This window comes from Idiomarina sp., from assembly GCF_019431395.1.
Classification (GTDB): Bacteria; Pseudomonadota; Gammaproteobacteria; order Enterobacterales; family Alteromonadaceae; genus Idiomarina.
The window spans coordinates 2,716,811-2,738,189 of sequence record NZ_CP080268.1 but is presented as its reverse complement, the minus strand read 5'-3'; the positions used below and the strand labels follow the sequence as shown (position 1 = coordinate 2,738,189).

At 49.3% G+C, this 21,379-nt stretch carries 20 protein-coding genes, 1 other RNA gene and 3 pseudogenes; 6 read left to right on the top strand and 18 right to left on the bottom strand.

Features of this window, described 5'->3' with window-relative positions:
* Positions 1-13: 13 nt before the first annotated feature.
* From mraY to KZ771_RS13235, 10 genes and pseudogenes are all read right to left on the bottom strand, one after another.
* The gene (gene mraY, locus KZ771_RS13280; RefSeq protein WP_133539710.1) at positions 14-1,096 is read right to left on the bottom strand and encodes a phospho-N-acetylmuramoyl-pentapeptide-transferase; all 1,083 of its coding nucleotides are present in this window, start codon (positions 1,094-1,096) and stop codon (positions 14-16) included.
* Entirely contained in the window at positions 1,090-2,502 is a 1,413-nt protein-coding gene (gene murF / locus KZ771_RS13275) for a UDP-N-acetylmuramoyl-tripeptide--D-alanyl-D-alanine ligase (RefSeq protein WP_290653889.1), read from the bottom strand. The genes mraY and murF overlap by 7 nt, the downstream gene beginning before the upstream one ends.
* A complete protein-coding gene (murE, locus tag KZ771_RS13270; RefSeq protein ID WP_290653888.1) occupies positions 2,499-3,971 on the bottom strand; it encodes a UDP-N-acetylmuramoyl-L-alanyl-D-glutamate--2,6-diaminopimelate ligase in 1,473 nt (490 codons plus the stop codon). The genes murF and murE overlap by 4 nt, the downstream gene beginning before the upstream one ends.
* Positions 3,968-5,721, bottom strand: a pseudogene (locus KZ771_RS13265) (penicillin-binding transpeptidase domain-containing protein). Before KZ771_RS13265 ends, murE begins: the two are co-directional and overlap by 4 nt.
* The gene (gene ftsL, locus KZ771_RS13260; protein WP_133539716.1) at positions 5,718-6,035 is read right to left on the bottom strand and encodes a cell division protein FtsL; all 318 of its coding nucleotides are present in this window, start codon (positions 6,033-6,035) and stop codon (positions 5,718-5,720) included. The pseudogene KZ771_RS13265 and the gene ftsL overlap by 4 nt, the downstream one beginning before the upstream one ends.
* Positions 6,028-6,970: pseudogene (gene rsmH / locus KZ771_RS13255) on the bottom strand (16S rRNA (cytosine(1402)-N(4))-methyltransferase RsmH). The gene ftsL and the pseudogene rsmH overlap by 8 nt, the downstream one beginning before the upstream one ends.
* The gene (mraZ, locus tag KZ771_RS13250) at positions 6,970-7,428 is read right to left on the bottom strand and encodes a division/cell wall cluster transcriptional repressor MraZ (RefSeq protein ID WP_133539720.1); all 459 of its coding nucleotides are present in this window, start codon (positions 7,426-7,428) and stop codon (positions 6,970-6,972) included. The pseudogene rsmH and the gene mraZ overlap by 1 nt, the downstream one beginning before the upstream one ends.
* A gap of 187 nt (positions 7,429-7,615) precedes the next feature.
* Positions 7,616-7,969: RNase P RNA component class A (gene rnpB, locus KZ771_RS13245), an RNA gene on the bottom strand.
* 40 nt (positions 7,970-8,009) lie between these two features.
* On the bottom strand, positions 8,010-8,888 hold the full coding sequence (gene rsmI, locus KZ771_RS13240; protein ID WP_290653887.1) for a 16S rRNA (cytidine(1402)-2'-O)-methyltransferase: 879 nt from the start codon (positions 8,886-8,888) through the stop codon (positions 8,010-8,012).
* A 130-nt stretch (positions 8,889-9,018) separates the two neighbouring features.
* Positions 9,019-9,366, bottom strand: a pseudogene (locus tag KZ771_RS13235) (SAM-dependent methyltransferase); the annotation flags it as partial.
* A gap of 76 nt (positions 9,367-9,442) precedes the next feature.
* Here KZ771_RS13235 and KZ771_RS13230 point away from each other — a divergent pair.
* Genes KZ771_RS13230 through dolP form a run of 4 tightly spaced genes read left to right on the top strand, consistent with a single transcriptional unit; the run spans position 9,443 to position 12,769 of the window.
* A complete protein-coding gene (locus tag KZ771_RS13230; protein WP_290653886.1) occupies positions 9,443-11,278 on the top strand; it encodes a penicillin-binding protein activator in 1,836 nt (611 codons plus the stop codon).
* Positions 11,279-11,280: 2 nt separating this feature from the next.
* Positions 11,281-11,631, top strand: a complete 351-nt coding sequence (locus KZ771_RS13225) for a YraN family protein (protein ID WP_290653885.1) — start codon at positions 11,281-11,283, stop codon at positions 11,629-11,631.
* A 2-nt stretch (positions 11,632-11,633) separates the two neighbouring features.
* Positions 11,634-12,182, top strand: a complete 549-nt coding sequence (locus KZ771_RS13220; protein ID WP_133539727.1) for an SIS domain-containing protein — start codon at positions 11,634-11,636, stop codon at positions 12,180-12,182.
* A complete protein-coding gene (dolP, locus tag KZ771_RS13215) occupies positions 12,182-12,769 on the top strand; it encodes a division/outer membrane stress-associated lipid-binding lipoprotein (RefSeq protein WP_290570738.1) in 588 nt (195 codons plus the stop codon). Before KZ771_RS13220 ends, dolP begins: the two co-directional genes overlap by 1 nt.
* 13 nt (positions 12,770-12,782) lie before the next feature.
* On the opposite strand, the gene KZ771_RS13210 is transcribed toward dolP, so the two are convergent.
* The 8 genes from KZ771_RS13210 to zapE form a co-directional block, all read right to left on the bottom strand.
* On the bottom strand, positions 12,783-13,217 hold the full coding sequence (locus KZ771_RS13210; RefSeq protein ID WP_290654862.1) for a ClpXP protease specificity-enhancing factor: 435 nt from the start codon (positions 13,215-13,217) through the stop codon (positions 12,783-12,785).
* A 19-nt stretch (positions 13,218-13,236) separates the two neighbouring features.
* Positions 13,237-13,857, bottom strand: a complete 621-nt coding sequence (gene sspA / locus KZ771_RS13205) for a stringent starvation protein SspA (protein WP_133539729.1) — start codon at positions 13,855-13,857, stop codon at positions 13,237-13,239.
* Between the two features lie 73 nt (positions 13,858-13,930).
* A complete protein-coding gene (locus KZ771_RS13200) occupies positions 13,931-14,665 on the bottom strand; it encodes a cytochrome c1 (RefSeq protein WP_290653884.1) in 735 nt (244 codons plus the stop codon).
* Positions 14,665-15,930: a cytochrome bc complex cytochrome b subunit gene (locus KZ771_RS13195; RefSeq protein ID WP_290653883.1), complete on the bottom strand. Its 1,266-nt coding sequence runs from the start codon at positions 15,928-15,930 to the stop codon at positions 14,665-14,667. Before KZ771_RS13195 ends, KZ771_RS13200 begins: the two co-directional genes overlap by 1 nt.
* A complete protein-coding gene (gene petA / locus KZ771_RS13190; RefSeq protein ID WP_133539734.1) occupies positions 15,930-16,520 on the bottom strand; it encodes a ubiquinol-cytochrome c reductase iron-sulfur subunit in 591 nt (196 codons plus the stop codon). Before petA ends, KZ771_RS13195 begins: the two co-directional genes overlap by 1 nt.
* 662 nt (positions 16,521-17,182) lie before the next feature.
* Positions 17,183-17,575, bottom strand: coding sequence for a 30S ribosomal protein S9 (gene rpsI, locus KZ771_RS13185; RefSeq protein ID WP_290570749.1), 393 nt, complete (start codon positions 17,573-17,575; stop codon positions 17,183-17,185).
* A gap of 15 nt (positions 17,576-17,590) precedes the next feature.
* On the bottom strand, positions 17,591-18,019 hold the full coding sequence (gene rplM / locus KZ771_RS13180; protein WP_133539738.1) for a 50S ribosomal protein L13: 429 nt from the start codon (positions 18,017-18,019) through the stop codon (positions 17,591-17,593).
* 206 nt (positions 18,020-18,225) lie between these two features.
* A complete protein-coding gene (zapE, locus tag KZ771_RS13175) occupies positions 18,226-19,335 on the bottom strand; it encodes a cell division protein ZapE (protein WP_290653882.1) in 1,110 nt (369 codons plus the stop codon).
* Positions 19,336-19,460: 125 nt separating this feature from the next.
* Between zapE and KZ771_RS13170 the strand changes: the two genes are divergently transcribed.
* Positions 19,461-19,919, top strand: a complete 459-nt coding sequence (locus tag KZ771_RS13170) for a YhcB family protein (RefSeq protein WP_290653881.1) — start codon at positions 19,461-19,463, stop codon at positions 19,917-19,919.
* A gap of 85 nt (positions 19,920-20,004) precedes the next feature.
* A complete protein-coding gene (locus tag KZ771_RS13165) occupies positions 20,005-21,363 on the top strand; it encodes a DegQ family serine endoprotease (protein ID WP_290653880.1) in 1,359 nt (452 codons plus the stop codon).
* Positions 21,364-21,379 lie beyond the last annotated feature (16 nt).

The following is a 21,379-nucleotide window of genomic DNA, read 5'->3' as shown; positions in this document are numbered from 1 at the left end:
GAGTTCCTTATTGCTATCTCAGTTTGAGTGTTGCTAAGCCAATCAGTACAAAAATCAATGATAAAATCCAAAACCGCACGATTACCCGGGGTTCAGGCCAGCCTTTTAATTCGTAGTGATGGTGTATGGGTGCCATTCTGAAAATGCGCTTACCACGCAACTTGTATGAGCCGACCTGCAACATGACCGAAACGGTTTCCATAACAAAAACACCGCCCATGATAAACAACACCAGTTCCTGCCGGACTAATATGGCCACAACGCCCAAGGTTGCGCCCAGCGATAGCGAGCCCACATCACCCATAAAAACCATCGCCGGATAGGTGTTGAACCACAAAAAGCCCAAGCCCGCACCGACGATCGCTGCACACACCACCAACAACTCGCCGGATAAAGGCAAGTGAGGGATTTGCAAATAATCGGCAAAATTAATATTGCCCGATGCGTATGCAAATATGCCCAACGCGCCAGCCACCATGATGGTCGGCATAATGGCCAGGCCATCCAGGCCATCGGTTAAATTTACGGCGTTACTGGTACCGACAATTACGAAGTAACCTAACAGCAAATACATCAGCCCCAGCTGTGGTGCTACGTCTTTAAAAAACGGCACTAACAAGGCGGTTTCTGCGGCCATCGAACTGGACCAGTAAAGGTAGACAATGGCGACACTGGCAATAACCGACTGCCAGAAGTACTTCCACTTCGCAATTAGGCCTTTAGGGTCTTTACGAACGACTTTTCGATAATCATCAACAAAACCAATCAGTCCGAAACCCATAACCACAAACAGAACGACCCACACGTAACGGTTGTCGAGATCAGCCCACAATAAGCTTGAACCCACAATCGCAACTAAAATGAGCACGCCACCCATGGTTGGTGTACCGGTCTTACTTAAATGGCTCTGCGGGCCATCATCACGTACCGTTTGTCCTATCTGCAGACGTTGCAAACGGGCAATCATCCACGGCCCCAACCACAATGACAGCACTAGGGCTGTTAACACGCTTAATATGGCTCGCAAGGTCAGGTACGAAAACACGTTAAACGCGCTCTCGAATTGCGTCAGGTATTCAGCCAGCCAAACTAACATGCGTGTTGGTCCTCCGGTGCGGATAAGGTTATTTGTTGTTTTAACGCGTTTACTACGCGTTCCATTTGAGCCGAACGCGACCCTTTAACCAACACTGTGACCACTCGGTCGCTATGCTGTTGTGTAATGTTCTGTAAAATCGCTGCCACCAACTCATCGACTGACGAGAAATGACGCCCGCCCTTACCGTTAAAGACCTCACTGGCACTCTGACTCAGCACGCCTAAGGTGTATAAGTTATCAATGTCGCATTGCAGCGCGTGGTCACCGATTTCCTCGTGATAAGCACGCGAATCAGGACCCAGTTCCCCCATATCACCCAACACCATGATGCGGTAACCCTTATAGCCGCCGAGTAAGTCAAGTGCGGCCTTAGTTGATGCAACACTGGCGTTGTAGGTGTCATCAATCAAGCGCACCTGCTCGCTTAACTTACTGGTGGTCAAACGACCGGCAACGGGTTGAACGGCTTCAAGCCCGTTGATGATATCCACTAAACTAACTCCTAGTTCATAGGCTGCTGCACTTGCAGCAAGGGCATTAAGCACATTGTGCCGGCCGCTTAACTGCAAGCTAATGGAGGTGTGGTGTTCAAATAGATTTAAACTAAACGATGCACAGCCTTCGTCGTCCAGCTTCACATCGGTCGCATAAACATCAGCATTGTTATCCAGTCCAAACGTATGCCAACGCTTGCCTTCCCGATTGCGTTGCCAACACGGCAAAAATTCAGAGTGTATTGTTGTTATTGCCAAACCATCTTCCGGCAAGCCCCGGAATATCTCGGTTTTTGCTCTTGCAACACCCTGTATTGAGCCAAACCCTTCAACGTGGGCTGCACTCACGTTATTCAATATCGCCACATCGGGTTTGGTCAGCGCCGTGGTGTAGGCAATCTCACCGGGATGATTCGCACCGAGTTCGATAACGGCATACTCATGTTCGGGGGTTAAACGCAATAACGTTAATGGCACCCCGATGTCATTGTTAAAATTACCCTGAGTTGCCAACACTGAGTGGCGCTGCGACAAAATCGAAGCGAGCATCTCTTTAACCGTTGTTTTACCGTTACTACCAGTTATAGCAACTGTTTTAGGCGCGACTTCTGCTTTAACGGCGGCACCCAATTGCCCCAGTGCATAGCGGCTGTCTTCCACAATGAGCTGCGGCAAATCAACGTCGGCGGGCTTTTCACAAATAATTGCCTTAGCCCCCTGATCCGCGGCTTGTTGAATAAATTCATGTGCATCAAAGTTATGCCCACGCAAGGCAATAAACAACGCACCCTGGAGCGACTTTCGGGTGTCAGTGCTGACCGTATCAACAACTATCGATACCGCGTTATCAGTACCAATAATCCGGGCATCAATTTTTTCTGCAATCCACTGCAAGCTTACATTGATCATGCGCAATCCCCCCGCAGCCAGTCTGCTACTATGGCACGCTCGTTATAGTCAACCTGTTCGTCACCGATAACTTGATAGTCTTCATGCCCTTTGCCCGCCAATAAGACCACATCATCGCTGCCGGCGCGCGCAATCGTGTCTAACACAGCTTCGCGTCTGCCGCGTAAAACACGGGTTCGTTTTTGGTTTCCGGTACCGGTTAGAATGTCGGCAATAATTTGTTCTGGTGGTTCTGTTCGGGGGTTATCATCTGTAACCACAACCTCATCCGCATATTCCGCCGCAATCTGACCCATTTGTGGTCGCTTGCCACGATCGCGGTCGCCGCCACAACCAAACACGCACCACAACTTTCCGCGGCAGTGCTTACGCAGTGCTTGCAGCACTTGTTGCAGAGCATCCGGCGTGTGGGCGTAGTCAACAACAATTAATGCAGACTGGCTGTTTTGAAAGGCTTCCATTCGGCCTGGGACCGGCTGCAACTGACTACAGGCGCCAGCAAGTTTTGCTAATGCCTCGCCCTGGCTAACGCCAACCGCCAGCGCCGTCAGTAAGTTATAAACATTGAATTGGCCCAGCAATGGCGAGCGCACTGCCGCCGTTTCCTGTTCACCATCGGCGCGCGTGTAAACGGCGTCAAATGCGGTGCCATCGGCATGGTAACGAATATTAGTTGCGACTAGCGAGGTCCCCTCTGGCGTTTTAAAAAGGCTGGTTGCAATAGCTTTCGGATTATCGTCACGCCATTGCTGCAACATCACATCGTCAACATTAAGCACTTGCTGGTACGAATCAAAATCAGTAAACAAACGATATTTAGCGCGCACATAATTATCCATGGTGCCATGATAATCGAGGTGGTCACGACTAATGTTGGTGGCCGCTACCGCACTAAAGGTCAGTGCCTCTACCCGACGCTGCACCAACGCATGCGAAGATACCTCCATGGCAATCCACTGGGCACCTTCAGCAACCAGAGTCGCCAGCCGTTGCTGCACGGTAACAGCATCAGGCGTGGTGTGCTTTTCCGGCAACAAATGGCCAATCAAGCCACTGCCGGTGGTTCCTATAACGGCTGCCTCGCAACCAATAAGTTTGGCTAGCTGCGCAACCAGGTGGGTCACTGATGTTTTACCATTAGTGCCTGTTACCCCAATAACCTTTGCTCGCTGCGACGGGTGCTTAAAAAATTGCCCTGCAATTGCCGATAGCTGTTCTTTGACGGCCGGCATTCTTATCACCGGTACGTCGTGTTGGTAATCTATTGCAACCGATTCTGCCTCTGCCAACACGGCGGCGGCACCGCTTTCAATCGCCTGTTGAATAAAGTCACGGCCATCGGATAAGTAGCCGGGTACTGCAACAAACAAATCGCCATTGGCGACTTGTCGGCTATCTAACTTAATACCACTGACGGCCACTTGCGGCAGTGGCTTGTGAATCATCTCTAGTAGTTGGCTCAACATCATGGCGCCGACCCTCCCATGCTGGCGGCCTTCATCGGCTCGTTGTGCAAGTTATCGGGGGGAACATTTAATAAGCGCATGGTTTGGCCGACAATTTCCGAAAAAACCGGGGCTGCCGCCGTACCACCATAATAATCATCGGTACCCGGCTCATTAATGGTCACAACCACTACTACTTCCGGGTTCGATGCCGGCGCTACACCGGCAAATAAAGCAACATATTCGTCGCCGTAACCGCCTGCGGCTCGAATTTTCCGGGTTGTACCCGTTTTACCGGCAATACGGTAACCTGGCACTTGCGCTTCCGTGGCCGTGCCTTCATTAACCACGCGCTCCATCATCCGCAAAACAGCGCGAGTATTATCCGGACTAAATACTTGTTCAGCCGGAAGCGGTGACTCTTGTCGGAAAATCGTTAACGGACGCAACATTCCGCCGCTGGCGATAGTGGTATAGGCGCGCGCCAGTTGCAGCGTGGTGGTCGACAAACCGTAACCGTAGGACAAGGTCGCCAATTCAAAATCTGACCAGCGACGACGATTACCAAATAGCCCCATACTCTCGCCCAGCAATGACACCCCGGTACCGTTGCCAAAGCCGACGTCAAAATAAGTCTGTAGTAATTTATCGACGCCAAGTTCCAGCGCAATATTAGTGACACCGACATTCGAGGAGTGCTCTAAAATACCGCCCAGACTTAACTCCCCATAGTTGCGTGGGTCACTGACGCGGCGACCGCCAATTCTCAGCCAACCCGGGCGGTATCGATGCTATCGCCGGCCTTATAAAGGCCGTTTTCGAGCGCACTCAAGACCACCAGTGGTTTAACGGTGGAGCCCGGCTCATAGCTATCGGTAATCACCCGGTTTCGCATTTTAAAGCTTTGCAAATCCGCGCGATTGTTAGGATTAAAGGACGGGCTATTAACCATGGCCAGAATTTCGCCGGTATCGACATCGATGACCACCGCACTACCCGAGGTTGCCTGATTGTAGCGCACGGCTTTTTTCAACTCGGTGTAAGCAGTAGCCTGAATTCGTTGATCGATACTTAAGGTTAATTGTTTAGGTTGTTGGGCTTCAGTCTGGCTGATCTCCTCAATAACCCGTCCTTGCGCATCCTTGCGATAAACTCGTTTACCGGGTGTACCGGTTAAGTGTTCGTCATAAAGTAGTTCAAGGCCTTCCTGACCCTGCCCGTCTATATTAGTGATACCCAGTAAGTGAGCACTAATTTCGCCGGTAGGATAATAACGGCGTGATTCGGTTTTCAAGTACACGCCGGGGATGTTTAAGTCGCGAACGTATTCAGCCTCGCTGGGAGTAACCTTACGTTGCAGGTAGACAAAACGCCGCTCAGGATCCGAGACTTTTCCGATAAGCTCATCACGGTTCATACGGAAAGTTTCTGCCAATGCTTGCCAGCGACTGGTATCAGCAAGAGCATTATGTTCAGCAATACGCTGCGGATCAGCCCAGACTGTCTCAACCGGCACACTTACGGCCAGTTCACGACCATTGCGGTCGACGATCATACCGCGCTGAACACTAAGGCTGGCTGATCTCAGTGAGCGCATATCGCCCTGCATCGAGTAACGTTCAGGGCTAATAACCTGGATATAGGCCGCTCGCGCTATCAGTACGCTGAAAACAGAAAACAACACGCCGACAGCCACATAAAAGCGCCATTGGGTGCCAACAGGCTTGGTATTTTTGCGGTTACGTTTAACCGCTGGTTTGCGCCGCGGTGTCATTGCCATGGTACCACCACTTCGCGTTCCGGCGTAACTTCAACCATACCCAGCTGTTCTTGCGCAATACGTTCTACACGGCTGTGTTCAGTCAACGCATTCTGTTCGATCACTAAATGGCGCCATTCACGGTCAAGCAAATCTCGCTGAGATAGTAATTGATCCCGGGCAGACGTTAACTGACGATTTTGATGTGCGATATAAATGACCGTCAATGCGGTTGCAATAACCAACAACATTAATGCGATCACATATTTATAGCGCCGCAAATCTTGCAATAGCATAACCGGTAAGGCTGGATAGCGTTGCTTAGCCATGAGCTAGTCTCCTCGCTATACGCAACACCGAACTGCGTGCTCGCGGGTTATGCTGAAGTTCAGCTTCGCTTGGCTTGATTGCTTTACCGACTAATTGCAGTGAGCGATCTTTATTTAATTCAGCCTCTGTCAGGGGTAACCCTGCCGGAACCTGTTTGCCCTGACTATGATGACGCATAAAGCGCTTCACAATGCGATCTTCAAGACTATGAAAACTTATCACTACTAGCCGGCCATCTTCTTTTAACGCCCAGCGATGCATCAAGCGCTTGTTCAATTTGTTCTAGTTCGCGATTAATATGAATCCGAATAGCCTGGAATGAACGCGTTGCCGGGTGTTTATGACGCTCTTTGTTCGGTGCCACGCGGCCGATTAGGTCGGCCAGCTGTTTGGTCCGGGTAAAAGGCTCTTGGTCACGGTCGTGCACAACCGCGCGGGCGATTTTACGCGCAAAGCGCTCTTCCCCATACACTTTCAAGACATAAACAATGTCGTCGAAGCTCGCTTTATTCAGCCACTCAGCTGCGGTTTCTCCGCGACTTGTATCCATGCGCATATCCAGTGGCCCGTCACGCATAAAGCTAAAACCGCGTTCGGCATCGTCGAGCTGTGGTGACGACACCCCTAAATCAAACAAAATGCCTGTCACTTGATGCTCAAGCTGGTGCTGAGTTATGACATCTGCTAACCGGGAGAATGGCGTGTGAATAATGCTAAACCGCGGATCATCTATGTGTTCAGCGGCGGCTATCGCTTGAGGATCTTGATCAAGTGCAATAACACGTCCGCTTTCGCCTAGTTTTTGTAACAACGCACGGGTGTGGCCACCGCGTCCGAACGTGGCGTCAATATAGGTGCCTTGTGGATCAATCACTAGTGCAGCGATGGATTCTTCCAGTAGCACCGAAACATGTTGCGGTGTCGTTGTTGTCATTATAATGAAAAATCTTCCAAGCGCTCATTCAAGATAAATTCGCCGTCGCGCTCGACATCCATATCCTGCGCGATTTGGTCGTGCCACGCGGCCTCGTCCCAAATCTCAAATTTGTTTAATTGCCCAACCAGCATTAATTTTTTATCTAGTCCTGCATGCTGGCGAAGTGGTGCAGAGAGTAACAGGCGACCATTTTTATCCATTTCACAGTCGTCTGCATGGCCGAGCAAAAGCCGTTGTAGCCGGCGTTCTGCTGGGTTCATACTGGATAATTGCGTCAGTTTTTTCTCGATGATTTGCCATTCCGGTAACGGATACAACAATAGGCACGGTTGCTTAATATCAATCGTGCATACCATTTTACCTTCGCAGTCGATAGACAAGGCATTTCGATACTTAGCAGGTATCGCTAAGCGGCCTTTGCTGTCCAGACTGATCGTTGTAGCCCCTCGGAACATGATCCTCACCTGATCATTACGATCCACTATTATCCACAAATCCCCACAATGTTACAGTCTAGGTAGTTAAAGTTCCCACTGTCAAGTTAAAAACCACGCAAATAGCAGGCTTTTCGCGGGCTTTTCGAATCATTTACGACAAGTGGTTGAAGGGTAAAGGCATTTTAAAGAAGTAAAAAAGAAGAAGGAGGGAAGCCCGCCGATAAGCCGGGTTCTGTCGTGGACAATCATTCATCTAGCGATCACGTTGCCATGATCGTCAAGCAGTCTACCCGGGTTCAACGCGGGCCGCGCCAATGAACCCCTATTTGACCTTGCTCCGGGTGGAGTTTACCGTGCCGTGAACTGTTACCAGCCACGCGGTGCGCTCTTACCGCACCCTTTCACCCTTACCTGTGCCGCAAGCGGCCATCGGCGGTATACTCTCTGTTGCACTAGTCGTCGGCTTGCGCCGCCCAGGCGTTACCTGGCACCCTGCCCTGTGGAGCCCGGACTTTCCTCCCCTCATGCATGCATGAGCAGCGATTGTCTGGCAGGCTTCCCAAGCGCGCAATCATACGCACTGTAGCGACAGAGCTCAATCAATTATTGAGGTTTTTAAGTCCCCACTGGTACAGTGCATTTTTTCGCTCGTCATAAAGCTGCGCTACGATCGCTGCCGCTTTTTTTAACGGTAATTCCTGTACCAATATCGCCAACGCTTTTTGCGCCTGCAGGTCAGGTTGATCGTCAGCGTCGGCCGGCGCCACATAACCACTGATAATCAGCACCATTTCGCCACGCTGCTGGTTAGGATCGTCGGTCAGGCGTTGCAAGAGTTGTGAGGCGTTACCATATAAATAGGTTTCGAATTGCTTTGTCAGCTCTCTTGCTAACACTAGCTCGCGGCCATCACCCAGCGTCTCATGAATATCCTCAAGGGTGTGCATAATACGATGTGGTGTTTCATAAAACACCATGGTGCGCGGTTCTTCAGCCAGAGTCGCCAGCTGTTTTCTGCGTTGTTGTGGCTTAGCAGCCAAAAAGCCCTCAAAGCTAAAACGGTCAGTCGCGACCCCCGCACCACTCAAGGCAGTGGTAATAGCGCAAGGCCCGGGTAAGGCAACAACCGGTAACCCCTGCTGCCGACAACGGCTGACAATAATATAGCCGGGGTCACTAATTAATGGTGTGCCGGCATCACTGATCAGTGCAACATTGAGTCCGTTGCTTAATAATTCCATGACCGCTGCGGTCTTTTGCTTTTCGTTGTGTTCGTGTAAAGCAATAAGCCGAGCTTTAGAACCAACCTGTTGTAACAACGGCTTACTATGGCGAGTGTCTTCGGCAGCCACATAGTCCACTTCAAGCAGTGTTCGTATGCCACGCTCGGTCATATCGCTTAAATTACCGATAGGTGTTGGCACAACATAAAGGGTGCCGGGATTGTTTTGCGCTTCTTTTACCTTTGTTTGTTTCAATCAACCTAAGCATTATAGTATCATTCCGGTTAAAACTTTGGCAGAGGACAATCCCGTGACGGCTAAATTACCAACCCACATCATGCGGTTAACGCTGGCCGTATTATGCGTTCAGGTTCACAACCGGTAACCCCTGCTGCCGACAACGGCTGACAATAAATAAGCCGGGGTCACTAATTAATGGTGTGCCGGCATCACTGATCAGTGCAACATTGAGTCCGTTGCTTAATAATTCCATGACCGCTGCGGTCTTTTGCTTTTCGTTGTGTTCGTGTAAAGCAATAAGCCGAGCTTTAGAACCAACCTGTTGTAACAACGGCTTACTATGGCGAGTGTCTTCGGCAGCCACATAGTCCACTTCAAGCAGTGTTCGTATGCCACGCTCGGTCATATCGCTTAAATTACCGATAGGTGTTGGCACAACATAAAGGGTGCCGGGATTGTTTTGCGCTTCTTTTACACTCTGCTGTGCGGACATGGATGCCTTTGTTTGTTTCAATCAACCTAAGCATTATAGTATCATTCCGGTTAAAACTTTGGCAGAGGACAATCCCGTGACGGCTAAATTAACAACCCAAATTATGCGGTTAACGCTGGCCGTATTATGCGTTCCTCTGCTGACAAAATGCTCCAGCGTTGAGCGCGCTGAGCAACCAACACCAGAGCAGCAGCTACCAGCCTCTGTTGAAGACAGCATTCAGACATCTGACAGAACCGCGGGCGACTGGTTGCAACAAGCTGCTGCAGCGGACTCAAACACCGACCAACTGCGCTCCCTGTTAAACGCCGCCGAGGCCTTTCAACAACAGCAACAGTGGCAACACGCTGCAGCAATTCTTAGTCAAATTGAGACAGTGCAGCTGACTCGCCAGGACTTCGCGCGCTTCAAATTGATGCAGGCGCGGTGGTTTGCATACCAGCAACAGTGGCAAACGGCTATTAGTGAACTTGAGCCGCAAGTACAATATTTTCAGACCCGGGAACGACGCTTACAGGGTCTTTCGATACTCGCCAAGAGTCATGCCGCATTAGAACAGTATTGGCAGGCCAGCAAGGCACAAATAGAAGCCGAGCAGTATAATGGTGGCGCTTCTCCGAAGCAGAGTCGGACAGCCATCTGGGCCTATTTACGACAGGCCCGGGCTGACGAACTGCCGGCCACACGACCGTTAGCAAATCAACTAGCTGGCTGGTGGCGGTTAGCTAAGCTGTTCCACCAGCATGCGAGTAAGCCAACGCTGTTAGCGGAGTCTTTGCGACAATGGCAGTCGAGTTACCCGGAGCATCTGGCGGCTGACATGGTAGCAACCTGGCTACAACAGCCCTGGCAAGACGCTAATCATGTAGTAGCGCTGCTACCTTTAACCGGCGATTACGCTAAACAAGGCATTGCAGTGCGCGATGGATTGCTGGCAGCGGCCAGCAAAAACGATTTGTCCGTAAGCTTTATAGACACCCAAACGACTCCGCTCGCTGAGCAGCAATCTGCCGTTATTGAGGCGGGAGCAACACACATCGTTGGACCGTTATTAAAATCGCAGGTAGAGCAATGGAAAAATCAGCCGTTACCGGGGGTTTATCATTTATTGCTCAACGAAACCACGGTGCTCCCTTCCTCGATCATCGGTGCTGAACTGATCGAGTTTGCACTGGCACCTGAGGATGAAGCGCGACAATCGGCCCGCTACTTAACCCGGCAGAGTAAATTGACACCGCTAATTTTAGCTGCCAGCAGCCGCGGTAGCGAGCGTGTGGTGGAAGCTTTTCAGCAGCAACGCGAGTTATTAAATCAACAGCCCGCCGAGCTGGGTTGGTACCAAAGCCGTGACCAGATGCAAGCCGTGGTCGAACAAAAGCTGGGTATCGAAGCTAGTAAACAACGTATTAGAGAAGTAAAAATCGCCGCCGGTAAAATAATTGTCGATGAGCAAGAGCGCAGTCGTGCCGACCTCGACGCAGTTTATTTACCCGGCAACCTCGCACAGGTCAGACTGCTTAAGCCATTTATCGACGTGAATTTGTCACCCTTTGCGCCACCGCTAACGGTCTATGCCAATTCCGATGTGCATCAACGTGCTAATCGCTTGGGCGATGCCGATTTACAGGGCGTAGTTTTTACCGAAACACCGGGACTGTTAAACAAAAACGACGACAGTGAAACCGTTGCGCAATGGCTTAACTTGCGTTCAGACGCCAACCTCAACGAAGCACGACTATTTGCGATGGGCTACGACAGCATTCCACTACTAAATCATTTAATGGCATTAATACGCTTCCCGGGGGTTCACTACCGTGGTGTTAGTGGCACACTTCAGGTACCCTTCGGGCGAGTTCAACGCACGTTAGATTGGGCTACCTTTACTCGAGAGACCGTTCAAGCTATCGAGTAACTATGTCCAAAAAAGCCAAAGGCAACCGAGGCGAGGAAAGAGCTGCAGCCTTCCTGGTCGAAAATGGTTTGCGTATTGCCGCGCGTAATTTTCGTATTGACGGCGGAGAGATCGATATTGTCGCGACGTCCCCGGCAATGTTTATATTCGTTGAAGTTAAGTTCCGCAGTGAAGGAAGCTATATTGATGCACTGGAGCGAATCAGCCCTGCACAGACAACAAGAATTCGCTTTACCGCGCAGCACTATTTATTACAACACGGTCTAAACCAACATCAACTTAGATTACGATTTGATGTAATTACGATAACAGGGCCGAATGCGGACCTTTATTGGCTCAAGGATGCTTTTTAATCATGCAGTCAGAACAAGTGAAAACAGTTTTTACCGAGAGCATACAGACGCAGATTTCTGCCGTTGAAAGCCTTTCCGATATGCTTGAGGATACGGTCGGCTTACTCGTCAACAGCCTGCTTAACGGACAGCGGCTGTTCGTTCAGGGGAATGCATCGTGCCGCTGGATTAGTCGTCACTTTGCCGAGCAGATGAACAGCGGGATGCGTTTGGAACGGCCGGCTTTTCCGGTTATCCCACTGCAAAACTATGGTCACCAGCAGGTGGCCTCTTTGGGTCAGCGCAATGATATTTTAGTGGTTATAGCAGCAGCAGAAGGCGACGATAAGGCACTGCTCGAAACTATGGAAGTAGCACTAAGCCGCGAGATGATTATTGTTGCCTTAACCGGGCAGAATAATGAACTGGTGTCGGGTCTGTTGGGCGCTGACGATATAGAAATACAAATACCGTCACAAAACCCTGCACGCGTACTAGAGCATCAATTACTGATCTGTCATTGCCTTTGCGAACTTATAGAACAAACAATTTTTCCACAGGAGCACGACTGATGACAAAGTGGCTAACTAAACCTTTAAAGACAGGCTTCATGGCGGTTGCAGCGTTGGTTATGCTAAACAGCTGCGCGGTCGTAGCAACCGGCGCAGCAGCCGTTGGTATCAGCTCTGTTACTGACCCCAGAACTATCGGTAGCCAGTTAGATGACCAAACTATTGAAATGAAAGCCAATGCAAAATTAGGCAATGATGAACAACTTGGTGACTACCGTTTACGCGTTGTCAGTTATGACCAACAAGTTTTATTAATTGGCCAGGTTCCTAATGATGGCATGCGCCAACGAGCAGAAGAAGTTATCGCAGATACTAACGGTATTGAACGCATTTTTAATCAAGTTCGGGTTAGTTCGCAAGCTGGACTGTCGGTGCAAAGCAACGACGCCTGGATTACCAGTCAGGTTAAGCTCAAACTCGCTGCTAACGAACAGGTCAGTGCCAGCGACATAAAAGTTGTCACCGAAAACAGTGAAGTGTTTTTATTGGGAATCGTCGGCCGCGAGTCTGCCGAAATCGCTGTAAACATTGCCCGCAATGTTAAAGGCGTGAGCCGCGTAGTTAAGGCATTTAAAGCGCCACGTTAAATGGCGCCTTATGCTATTTAATGACTTTTAGATTGGGTCTTTTTGACTTGGTTTTTTCTTCGCTCTGGCCTGTGCCGCCTGATGACTCTTCAGGAGTCTCGTCGACTGGCATTTTGTCGAGTTGCGGCTCAGCCTCAAACATTGCGCCGGCACCATTCTCGCGAGCAAACAACGCCAGTGCAGCAGTCATCGGCACGATAACTTCCATCGGCTGGCCACTAAAGCGTGCATTGAAGCGAATCGCATCATCCAACAACTGCAAGCCAACAACAGCCGATGGCGAGATGTTAAGCGTTATCTGACCATCTTTGACAAACTGCTGAGGTACTTTGGTACCTACAATGGTTGCATCCACAACTAGATGAGGCGTGAGCTGGTTATCAACGATCCAATCATAAAGCGCTCTAAGTAAATAGGGCCTCTTAGGTGTCATTTCTGATACTTTCATCATCACCTCGATTAGTGTTTTAGCGTGCCAATTCTTTCTCGGCTTCGGTTAACGATTCCTGGAATGTTTTACGCTCGAAAACACGGATCATATAGGCTTTGATATCCTTAGAACCCTGACCGTCTAATTGAATACCGTAAGCCGGCAGACGCCATAACAGCGGTGCTAAGTAGCAGTCAACCAAGCTGAACTCTTCGCTCATAAAGTACGGCGAATCAGCAAAAATAGGTGCCAAAGATAATAACCCCTCTTTTAGCTCCTGCCGTGCAGCATTATCGCCTGCGAGTATCTTATCGGCCAACGAATACCAGTCACGCTCGATACGATGCATCATTAAACGGCTTGTTCCACGCGCTACCGGATAAACTGGCATCAGTGGCGGGTGCGGGAAACGCTCATCCAGATATTCCATGATGATATGTGCATCGTAAAGCACCAATTCACGATCAACTAACGTCGGCGTCGCATCGGAGTATGGATTCAGTTGAATCAAATCTTCGGGACGTTCGTCTCCTTCAACGTAACTAATTTCTACTGTCACGCCTTTTTCTGCTAAAACTAAGCGAACTTGGTGACTTTTCAAGTCGTCCCGACCTGAATACAACGTCATCACTGAACGTTTATTTGCTGCAACCGCCATTTATTTCTCCAGATAATATCAACGGCAAAAGGGTGGCAAGCCACCCTTATAAACCATTACTCAACGTGCCGAATTACTTAAGATCTCGCCAGAACTCTTTCTTCAACAGCCAAGCTAAAATGGTGAATACCAATAGGAAACCAAAAGCAAACCAACCCATACGGCGTTGCTCCAGTAACATCGGTTCACCCATATAAACTAAGAACGAAGTCAGATCGAGCATCGCTTGATCGTATTCGCTTTCAGTTAATCGACCCGTGCCGTCAGCCTGTATGCCGGCGTACACTTCTTTCATTTCACCATCAATACGGCGTTCTTCGTAAGTCTGCTCCGGCATACCCTGCAATTCTTCCAACACGTGCGGCATACCGACGTTAGGGAAAACGGCATTATTAACGCCAAACGGACGACTATCATCTTTATAGAACGAACGTAGATAGGTGTAGATCCAATCTTCGCCACGCACACGTGCGACGTTAGTCAAATCCGGTGGTGGATTACCAAACCAGTTGCCTGCAGCCTCCGGCGACATATTAATAGTGATCAAGTCACCCGCTTTGTCTCCGGTAAACTGCAAATACTTTTCGCCTAACTCTTGCGGGATTTCCAAATCACTAAACATACGGTTATAACGCGCATATTCCAGTGAGTGGCAGCCCAGGCAATAGTTCATGTACAACTGCGCACCGCGTTGAAGCGAAGCCTTATCGTGCAAATCTACTTTTGCTTCGTCTAACGGTACAGTTGGTCCCGCCGCAAACGTTAGCGACGGAATCAAGGTGATAAGAGCGATTAACAGTTTTTTCATTATGACGTCACCCTTTCTGGTACCGGTTTCGTTTTCTCGCGTCGACTGTAAAAGAACAGGAACACAAAGAACGCGAAATACAGGAATGTGAAGATTTGCGCAAACAACGTTGCCACCGGCGTCGCTGGTTGAGTACCTAAGTATCCCAGCACCACAAAACTGATCACAAAGTTAACCAGGTTCAATTTGTGGAACATCGAACGATAACGAATCGAACGTACCTTGCCGCGGTCAATCCATGGTAGTAACGCAAGCAACACGATAGCCGCGAACATCAGGATAACGCCCAGCAGCTTGTCCGGAACCGCACGCAGAATTGCATAGAACGGCGTGAAGTACCATACAGGTGCAATAAGCTCCGGTGTCTTCAACGGATTCGCTGGTTCAAAGTTCGGCGGCTCAAGGAAGAACCCGCCCATCTCCGGATTAAAGAAAATCACGTAGCAGAAGAAGAACAGGAAGATACCAATACCGATCAGGTCCTTAACGATGTAGTAAGGATAGAAAGGAATCGCGTCGACGATGTCGTACTTCTTGGTAAACCGTTCGTGGAACTTAAATTTAGGTTTTTCTTCGTCCGGCACCGAGCCTTTTGGTTTTTTAATCGCGACACCATCAGGGTTGTTAGAACCAACCTCATGCAACGCAATAATGTGCAGAAATACCAAAATAACCAGAACCAACGGCAATGCAATAACGTGTAGAGCGAAGAAGCGGTTCAGAGTCGCTCCCGAGATAACATAGTCACCACGAATCCACAGCGTCAGATCGTCGCCAATAACAGGAATCGCACCGAACAGGGAGATAATAACCTGAGCACCCCAGTAAGACATTTGTCCCCAAGGCAACAGGTAACCCATGAAGGCTTCTGCCATCAGTACCAGGAAGATAAACATACCGAACAACCACAGTAGCTCCCGTGGTTTCTGGTAAGAGCCATACATCATCCCGCGGAACATGTGCAGATAAACCACCACGAAGAACGCAGACGCCCCGGTGGAATGCATGTAACGGAGTAACCAACCGTACTCAACGTCACGCATGATGTATTCTACCGATGCAAAGGCGCCTTCAGCACTTGGCACGTAGTTCATGGTAAGCCAAACACCTGTCAGGATTTGGTTTACTAACACCAACATCGCCAGCACACCAAAGATGTACCACATGTTGAAGTTTTTCGGCGCAGGATACTGAGCAAGGTGGATATTCCACGTCTTGGTCATCGGGATGCGTTCGTCCATCCACTGTATAAATTTGTTAGCCATTACGCTTGCCCCTTCTCTTCGCCAACTAAGATGGTGTTGTCATCTACGTAGTAATGAGGCGGAACCACCAGGTTCAATGGTGCTGGTACGCTTTGGAATACACGGCCGGCGATATCGAACTTGGAGCCATGACACGGGCAAAAGAACCCTGACGCAACGCCTTCGACGTGCTCGCCCATACCGCTTTGATAATAAGTCGGCGAACAACCTAAGTGCGTACAAATACCGACGGCAACAAAGAATTCTTCTTTGATGGCACGGTATTTATTAGCAGCGTATGAAGGCTGCTGTGGTTCTTGCGAATCAGGATCGCGTAAGCGGTCTGCGATGCCATCAAGTTCTTTCAGCATCTCAGGCGTACGACGTACGACCCAAACAGGTTTGCCTCGCCATTTAACACGGATCATCTGACCCGGCTCGGCCTTCGCGATGTTTACTTCAACCGGCGCTCCGGCGTTTTTGGCTCTCGCACTAGGGTTCCAGGAAGCAATAAAAGGAACGGCAACTGCCACCGCTCCAGCTCCACCGACAACCCCCGTCGCGACCGTCAAAAAACGACGGCGGCCTTTATCTACAGGCGCATTGCTCATCCATTTATTCTCCAGTTTTGGACGCTCCGCGGTGCATCGCCGCGAAGTCGGGAATTAGCTGCTGCGTTATCCGCCATACGGATTACAAAAAATGCCTTAGAATGATAAAGAAAACCCACAAAATTTACAAGACAAAAGGCGGGGCACGCCGTTGTTTATAGATTGCGTTAAGCGCAACGAAGCACCTGCAACAGGAAAACGCTTTTATTCGGCCTCGAGGGGGTCTGGGTCAGGAACCGCTCCAAGCACGTCCGTGTGGCTTGTGTCCGGGCATCCATGCCCTCCCACATTCCTGCCCCAGACCCCCTCGAGACCAAATAGCGTTTCCCTGTTGCAGGCGCTTCGTTACGCAAAGCTCATACCCCATTAAAACTTTTGTACATTAATCATACTAACGAAAATTGTCGATGCCTTTGGTGTAAAGTTATCAGCGTTTGGTGGTGCGGTCACACCGGTGCCGCTTGGTGTGACGCTACCCCGTCAGGCGGGGGTGTTGGAGGCCATGGATGGCCGGAAACAAGCCTACAGGGACGTACTTGTGGCGTCCCCCGACTGACGGGGTAGCGTTACATCAAAAAGGCAACGGTGTGATCGGCCCGGCGACGGATAGCCATAAAAAAACCCGGCGATGCCGGGTTTTTGGTACAGTTTGGAAGCAGGAATTAACGCTTCGAGAACTGTGGACGCTTACGTGCTTTGTGTAAGCCGATTTTCTTACGTTCAACCTGACGTGCGTCACGTGTAACGTAGCCTTCTTTACGCAGAGCGCCACGGAATGCTTCGTCATACTGCATTAATGCACGGGTGATACCGTGACGGATTGCGCCCGCCTGACCGGTAGTACCACCACCACTTACAGTGATGTACAGGTCGAATTTCTCAGTCATCTCAACTAACTCAAGTGGTTGACGAACAACCATTTGTGCAGTTTCACGACCAAAGTATTCGCCTAGTTCACGGTTATTGATTTGGATGTTGCCGCTACCCGGACGCAAGAAAACGCGAGCCGTTGAGTTTTTGCGGCGACCAGTACCGTAGTATTGATTATCTGCCATAGTATTCTTGCTCCGTTAAATATCCAGTTGTTTCGGTTGTTGAGCAGTATGGTTATGCTCAGCACCTGCGTACACTTTCAGTTTACGGAACATGGCACGGCCTAGTGGTCCACGAGGCAACATACCTTTAACCGCTTTCTGAATGACCATTTCTGGTTTCTTAGCAATCAGCTTTTCAAAGCTGATTGATTTGATACCACCCGGAAATCCAGTGTGCGAGTAGTACATCTTGTCCTGAGCTTTATTACCGGTTACGGCAACTTTCTCGGCGTTAACAACAACGATGTAATCGCCAGTGTCAACGTGCGGAGTATACTCAGCTTTATGCTTGCCGCGCAGGCGACGAGCGATTTCGGTAGCTAAACGACCTAAAGTTTTACCTTCTGCGTCTACTACATACCAGTCGCGTTTTACCGTTTCTGGCTTTGCTACAAATGTTTTCATGAGTTTAAAACCTAAATCAAAAAGTTCACGGACAGTAATTCCGGGCTTCCCCGCGAATCACAACAGTAAAATAACGAATAAAATCATTAAGTTACTTGCTGCAACCATTGGCTAATCAAAATTAACACAATGGACTGTAACGTGGGCTGCGCGGATTATAGGAAAAATGGCAGTAAAGATCACGTCTTTTTTGCAGAAAGTTTAACCTACGCCTTGTGCTCTTCCGCCAAATATTGCTGACTTTGCATTTCTTGTAAGCGACTGACACAGCGTTTAAATTCAAAACTCAACTGGCCTTCGGTATAAAGCTGTTCAATGGGCACAGCTGCTGACAGAATAAGCTTTACTTTACGTTCGTAAAACTCATCAACCAATGCAATAAACCGCCGTGCGATATCGTCATTACCGCGCCCCATCTGTTCGACGTTACTGATAAGAACGGCATGATAAAGTTGACTGATTTCCATATAGTCGTTTTGTGACCGTGCAGTTTTGCAAATGGCACTAAAATCAAAAAACACAACGTCATCACTGACAGCACGCACAGCAATATCTCTGCCGAGGATATCGATAGTGGTCTCGTCATAGGCTTGTTTATTTTCCGGGGCCAGTTGCGCGAAATACTCAATTAAATTTTTATCCGCCTGTTGGTCGAGTGGCGAATGAAATATTTCGGCTTTACTTAAGGTGCGCAAGCGATAATCAACACCACTATCGACGTTAATCACACGACAATTTTCTTTAATCCGCTCAATCGCCGGTATAAAACGCTCACGTTGCAGTCCATTTTTGTACAGATCATCAGGTACAATGTTAGACGTTGCCACCAGCACCACGTTGCGTTCAAATAAATACTCAAACAGCTTACCCAGCAACATAGCATCGGTAATATCCTGCACGAAAAATTCATCAAAACAGATAATCTGCGCTTGCCTGGCGATCCGCTCAGCGATGATCTCTAGCGGGTCTGACTGGTCTTTCAGGGTTTTCAATTCGCCGTGAACGCGGTGCATAAAACGGTGAAAATGCACTCGCCACTTGTGTTCAAGCGGCAACGCCTCAAAAAACGTATCCACCAGATAGGTTTTACCGCGACCGACACCACCCCAAAAATACAAACCTTTCGGTGGCTTCGGCGTTGAACTAAACAGCCGCTTCCAGAATGGCTGCTGCAACTGACGTTGATATACAACGAGTTGCTGGTAGAGGGTTTCTAATTGCTCAACCGCATGCGCTTGCGCCTCGTCATAACTAAAACCCGCTTGTTGCAGGTCTTTTTCATACTGCTGTTGGGGACTTAAGCCACGCGTTGTCACTACCTGTTACCCTCAGATCGGATTACCCATAAACGTGCAGATAGTTTATCATGATGCTAAGTTTGAGCAATCAGCCGCTATTGATACGATGCGGTTGTGGTTAAGTCACCATTCAGGAGTGAGTAATGAGTTGGATTATTGGTGTGCTGTTAGTAATAGCGGGTGCAATACTCGGCTTTTTTGTGGCTAAATTTTGGCTGTCCGGCGGCACCTCAGGTGATTTAGAAAGTCAGGTTGAACAAAGCCAGAAGCAATTAGCAGACTACAAACGTGAAGTTGCTGAGCACTTCGCAACAGCTAATGCACTAGTCGAGCAGCTTGCTGACACACAGGACAAACTGCACAACTACCTACAACAAAGCGCCGACTTACTGCAACAAAACGGTGGTCAGGACGACTTACCGTTTTTTTCCGAAGATACTTTACGGCAGCTGCGAGTGGCCAACACCGTGAATAAAGATTACCGTTCAGGGCAAACTGACGACGCCTCGCAGCAGGCGCCGCGTGATTACACCGAACAGCGCAGTGGGCTTTTTGAGAGCGACAAGGGCCAGGACGAGGATAATAGCTCAAAAACATCTTGAAACATTTTTAAGGTGAACTCATATAAAGAGTTAACAGTCTGAACCTGCAAGTTGTAATCCCCTGTTACTTGGAGAAAAAAGTAATATGAACAAATTGTTGACTCTTTTTGCTGCTTCCCTATTCGTATTGACCAGTACTGCAACCAATGCACAGGTGAGCATTCCGTTTTTCGGCAACAGTGATGACACTCCTACCCTGGCTCCAATGCTGGAAGAAGTGACCCCGGCTGTGGTTAATATTTCGGTTAAAGGCAAGCGTGAAGTACGTCAGCGAATGCCAGATGCGTTGCGCTTTTTCTTCGGCCCCAACGCCCCGCGCGAGCAAGTACGTGAACGCCCCTTTCAAGGTTTGGGCTCCGGTGTCATTATTGATGCAGAAAAAGGTTATGTGGTTACCAATAACCATGTCATCGACGACGCCACAGAAATTTTAGTTACATTAAAAGATGGGCGCGAGTTTGACGCCGAGGTCATCGGCACTGACGAGCGCTCAGATATTGCATTAATTAAGATTAAGAATGGTGAAAACCTGACTGATATCGAGATTGGTCAGTCGTCTGATCTGCGCGTTGGTGATTTTGTGGTAGCGATTGGCAACCCGTTCGGGCTGGGTCAAACCGTTACCTCGGGCATTGTCAGCGCGCTCGGACGCAGTGGTCTGGGTATTGAAGAGTTAGAAAACTTTATCCAAACGGATGCAGCCATTAACAGCGGTAATTCAGGCGGCGCATTGGTCACCCTGGATGGTCAGTTGATCGGTATTAATACTGCCATCCTGGGTCCAAATGGCGGCAACATTGGTATCGGTTTTGCTATTCCTTCGGATATGATGAATAACCTGGTACTTCAGCTAATTGAATTTGGCGAAGTTCGTCGTGGCGTACTGGGTATTCGTGGTCACGACTTAACCCACGACATCGCTCAGGCTCTGAATATCGACGCCAGTAACGGTGCGTTCGTTGCCGAGTCGATTCCGGGCGGTTCAGCCGACGAGGCCGGAATCAAATCCGGTGATGTTATTTTGTCGGTCAATGGTTCGGCTATTGCCTCTTTCTCGGAATTGCGTGCTCTTGTTAGCAGTATGGGACAAGGCAAAACAATCACCCTGGGCGTAGTCCGTGACGGCGAAAGCATGGAAATTGACGTTACGCTTGGTTCACAGGATGTCGAGGTTACGGCTTCTTCAATACACCCGGCTCTGGAAGGCGCTACACTAGCTGTATCCAGTGACCCTGCGGGCATCGAAATCACGCAACTTGAGGACGGTTCAGCAGCGGCTCGGGTAGGTCTTGAAGAGGGCGATATTATCCGTGGTGTTAATCGCCGGGCAGTCAGTTCAATGGGCGATTTACGCAGTGTCATTGAAGACACGACCGGTGTCGTGGCATTAAATATACAACGCGGTAGCAGCTCGTTATATTTAGTCCTGCGTAACCCGGGTTAAGATCATTTGACGTAAC

Coding starts and splice junctions, on each gene's coding strand:
- mraY (WP_133539710.1), bottom strand. CDS start 1,096: ATGTTAGTTTGGCTGGCTGAATACCTGACGCAATTCGAGAGCGCGTTT.
- murF (WP_290653889.1), bottom strand. CDS start 2,502: ATGATCAATGTAAGCTTGCAGTGGATTGCAGAAAAAATTGATGCCCGG.
- murE (WP_290653888.1), bottom strand. CDS start 3,971: ATGATGTTGAGCCAACTACTAGAGATGATTCACAAGCCACTGCCGCAA.
- ftsL (WP_133539716.1), bottom strand. CDS start 6,035: ATGGCTAAGCAACGCTATCCAGCCTTACCGGTTATGCTATTGCAAGAT.
- mraZ (WP_133539720.1), bottom strand. CDS start 7,428: ATGTTCCGAGGGGCTACAACGATCAGTCTGGACAGCAAAGGCCGCTTA.
- KZ771_RS13225 (WP_290653885.1), top strand. CDS start 11,281: ATGTCCAAAAAAGCCAAAGGCAACCGAGGCGAGGAAAGAGCTGCAGCC.
- KZ771_RS13220 (WP_133539727.1), top strand. CDS start 11,634: ATGCAGTCAGAACAAGTGAAAACAGTTTTTACCGAGAGCATACAGACG.
- dolP (WP_290570738.1), top strand. CDS start 12,182: ATGACAAAGTGGCTAACTAAACCTTTAAAGACAGGCTTCATGGCGGTT.
- KZ771_RS13210 (WP_290654862.1), bottom strand. CDS start 13,217: ATGAAAGTATCAGAAATGACACCTAAGAGGCCCTATTTACTTAGAGCG.
- sspA (WP_133539729.1), bottom strand. CDS start 13,857: ATGGCGGTTGCAGCAAATAAACGTTCAGTGATGACGTTGTATTCAGGT.
- KZ771_RS13200 (WP_290653884.1), bottom strand. CDS start 14,665: ATGAAAAAACTGTTAATCGCTCTTATCACCTTGATTCCGTCGCTAACG.
- KZ771_RS13195 (WP_290653883.1), bottom strand. CDS start 15,930: ATGGCTAACAAATTTATACAGTGGATGGACGAACGCATCCCGATGACC.
- petA (WP_133539734.1), bottom strand. CDS start 16,520: ATGAGCAATGCGCCTGTAGATAAAGGCCGCCGTCGTTTTTTGACGGTC.
- rpsI (WP_290570749.1), bottom strand. CDS start 17,575: ATGGCAGATAATCAATACTACGGTACTGGTCGCCGCAAAAACTCAACG.
- rplM (WP_133539738.1), bottom strand. CDS start 18,019: ATGAAAACATTTGTAGCAAAGCCAGAAACGGTAAAACGCGACTGGTAT.
- KZ771_RS13170 (WP_290653881.1), top strand. CDS start 19,461: ATGAGTTGGATTATTGGTGTGCTGTTAGTAATAGCGGGTGCAATACTC.
- KZ771_RS13165 (WP_290653880.1), top strand. CDS start 20,005: ATGAACAAATTGTTGACTCTTTTTGCTGCTTCCCTATTCGTATTGACC.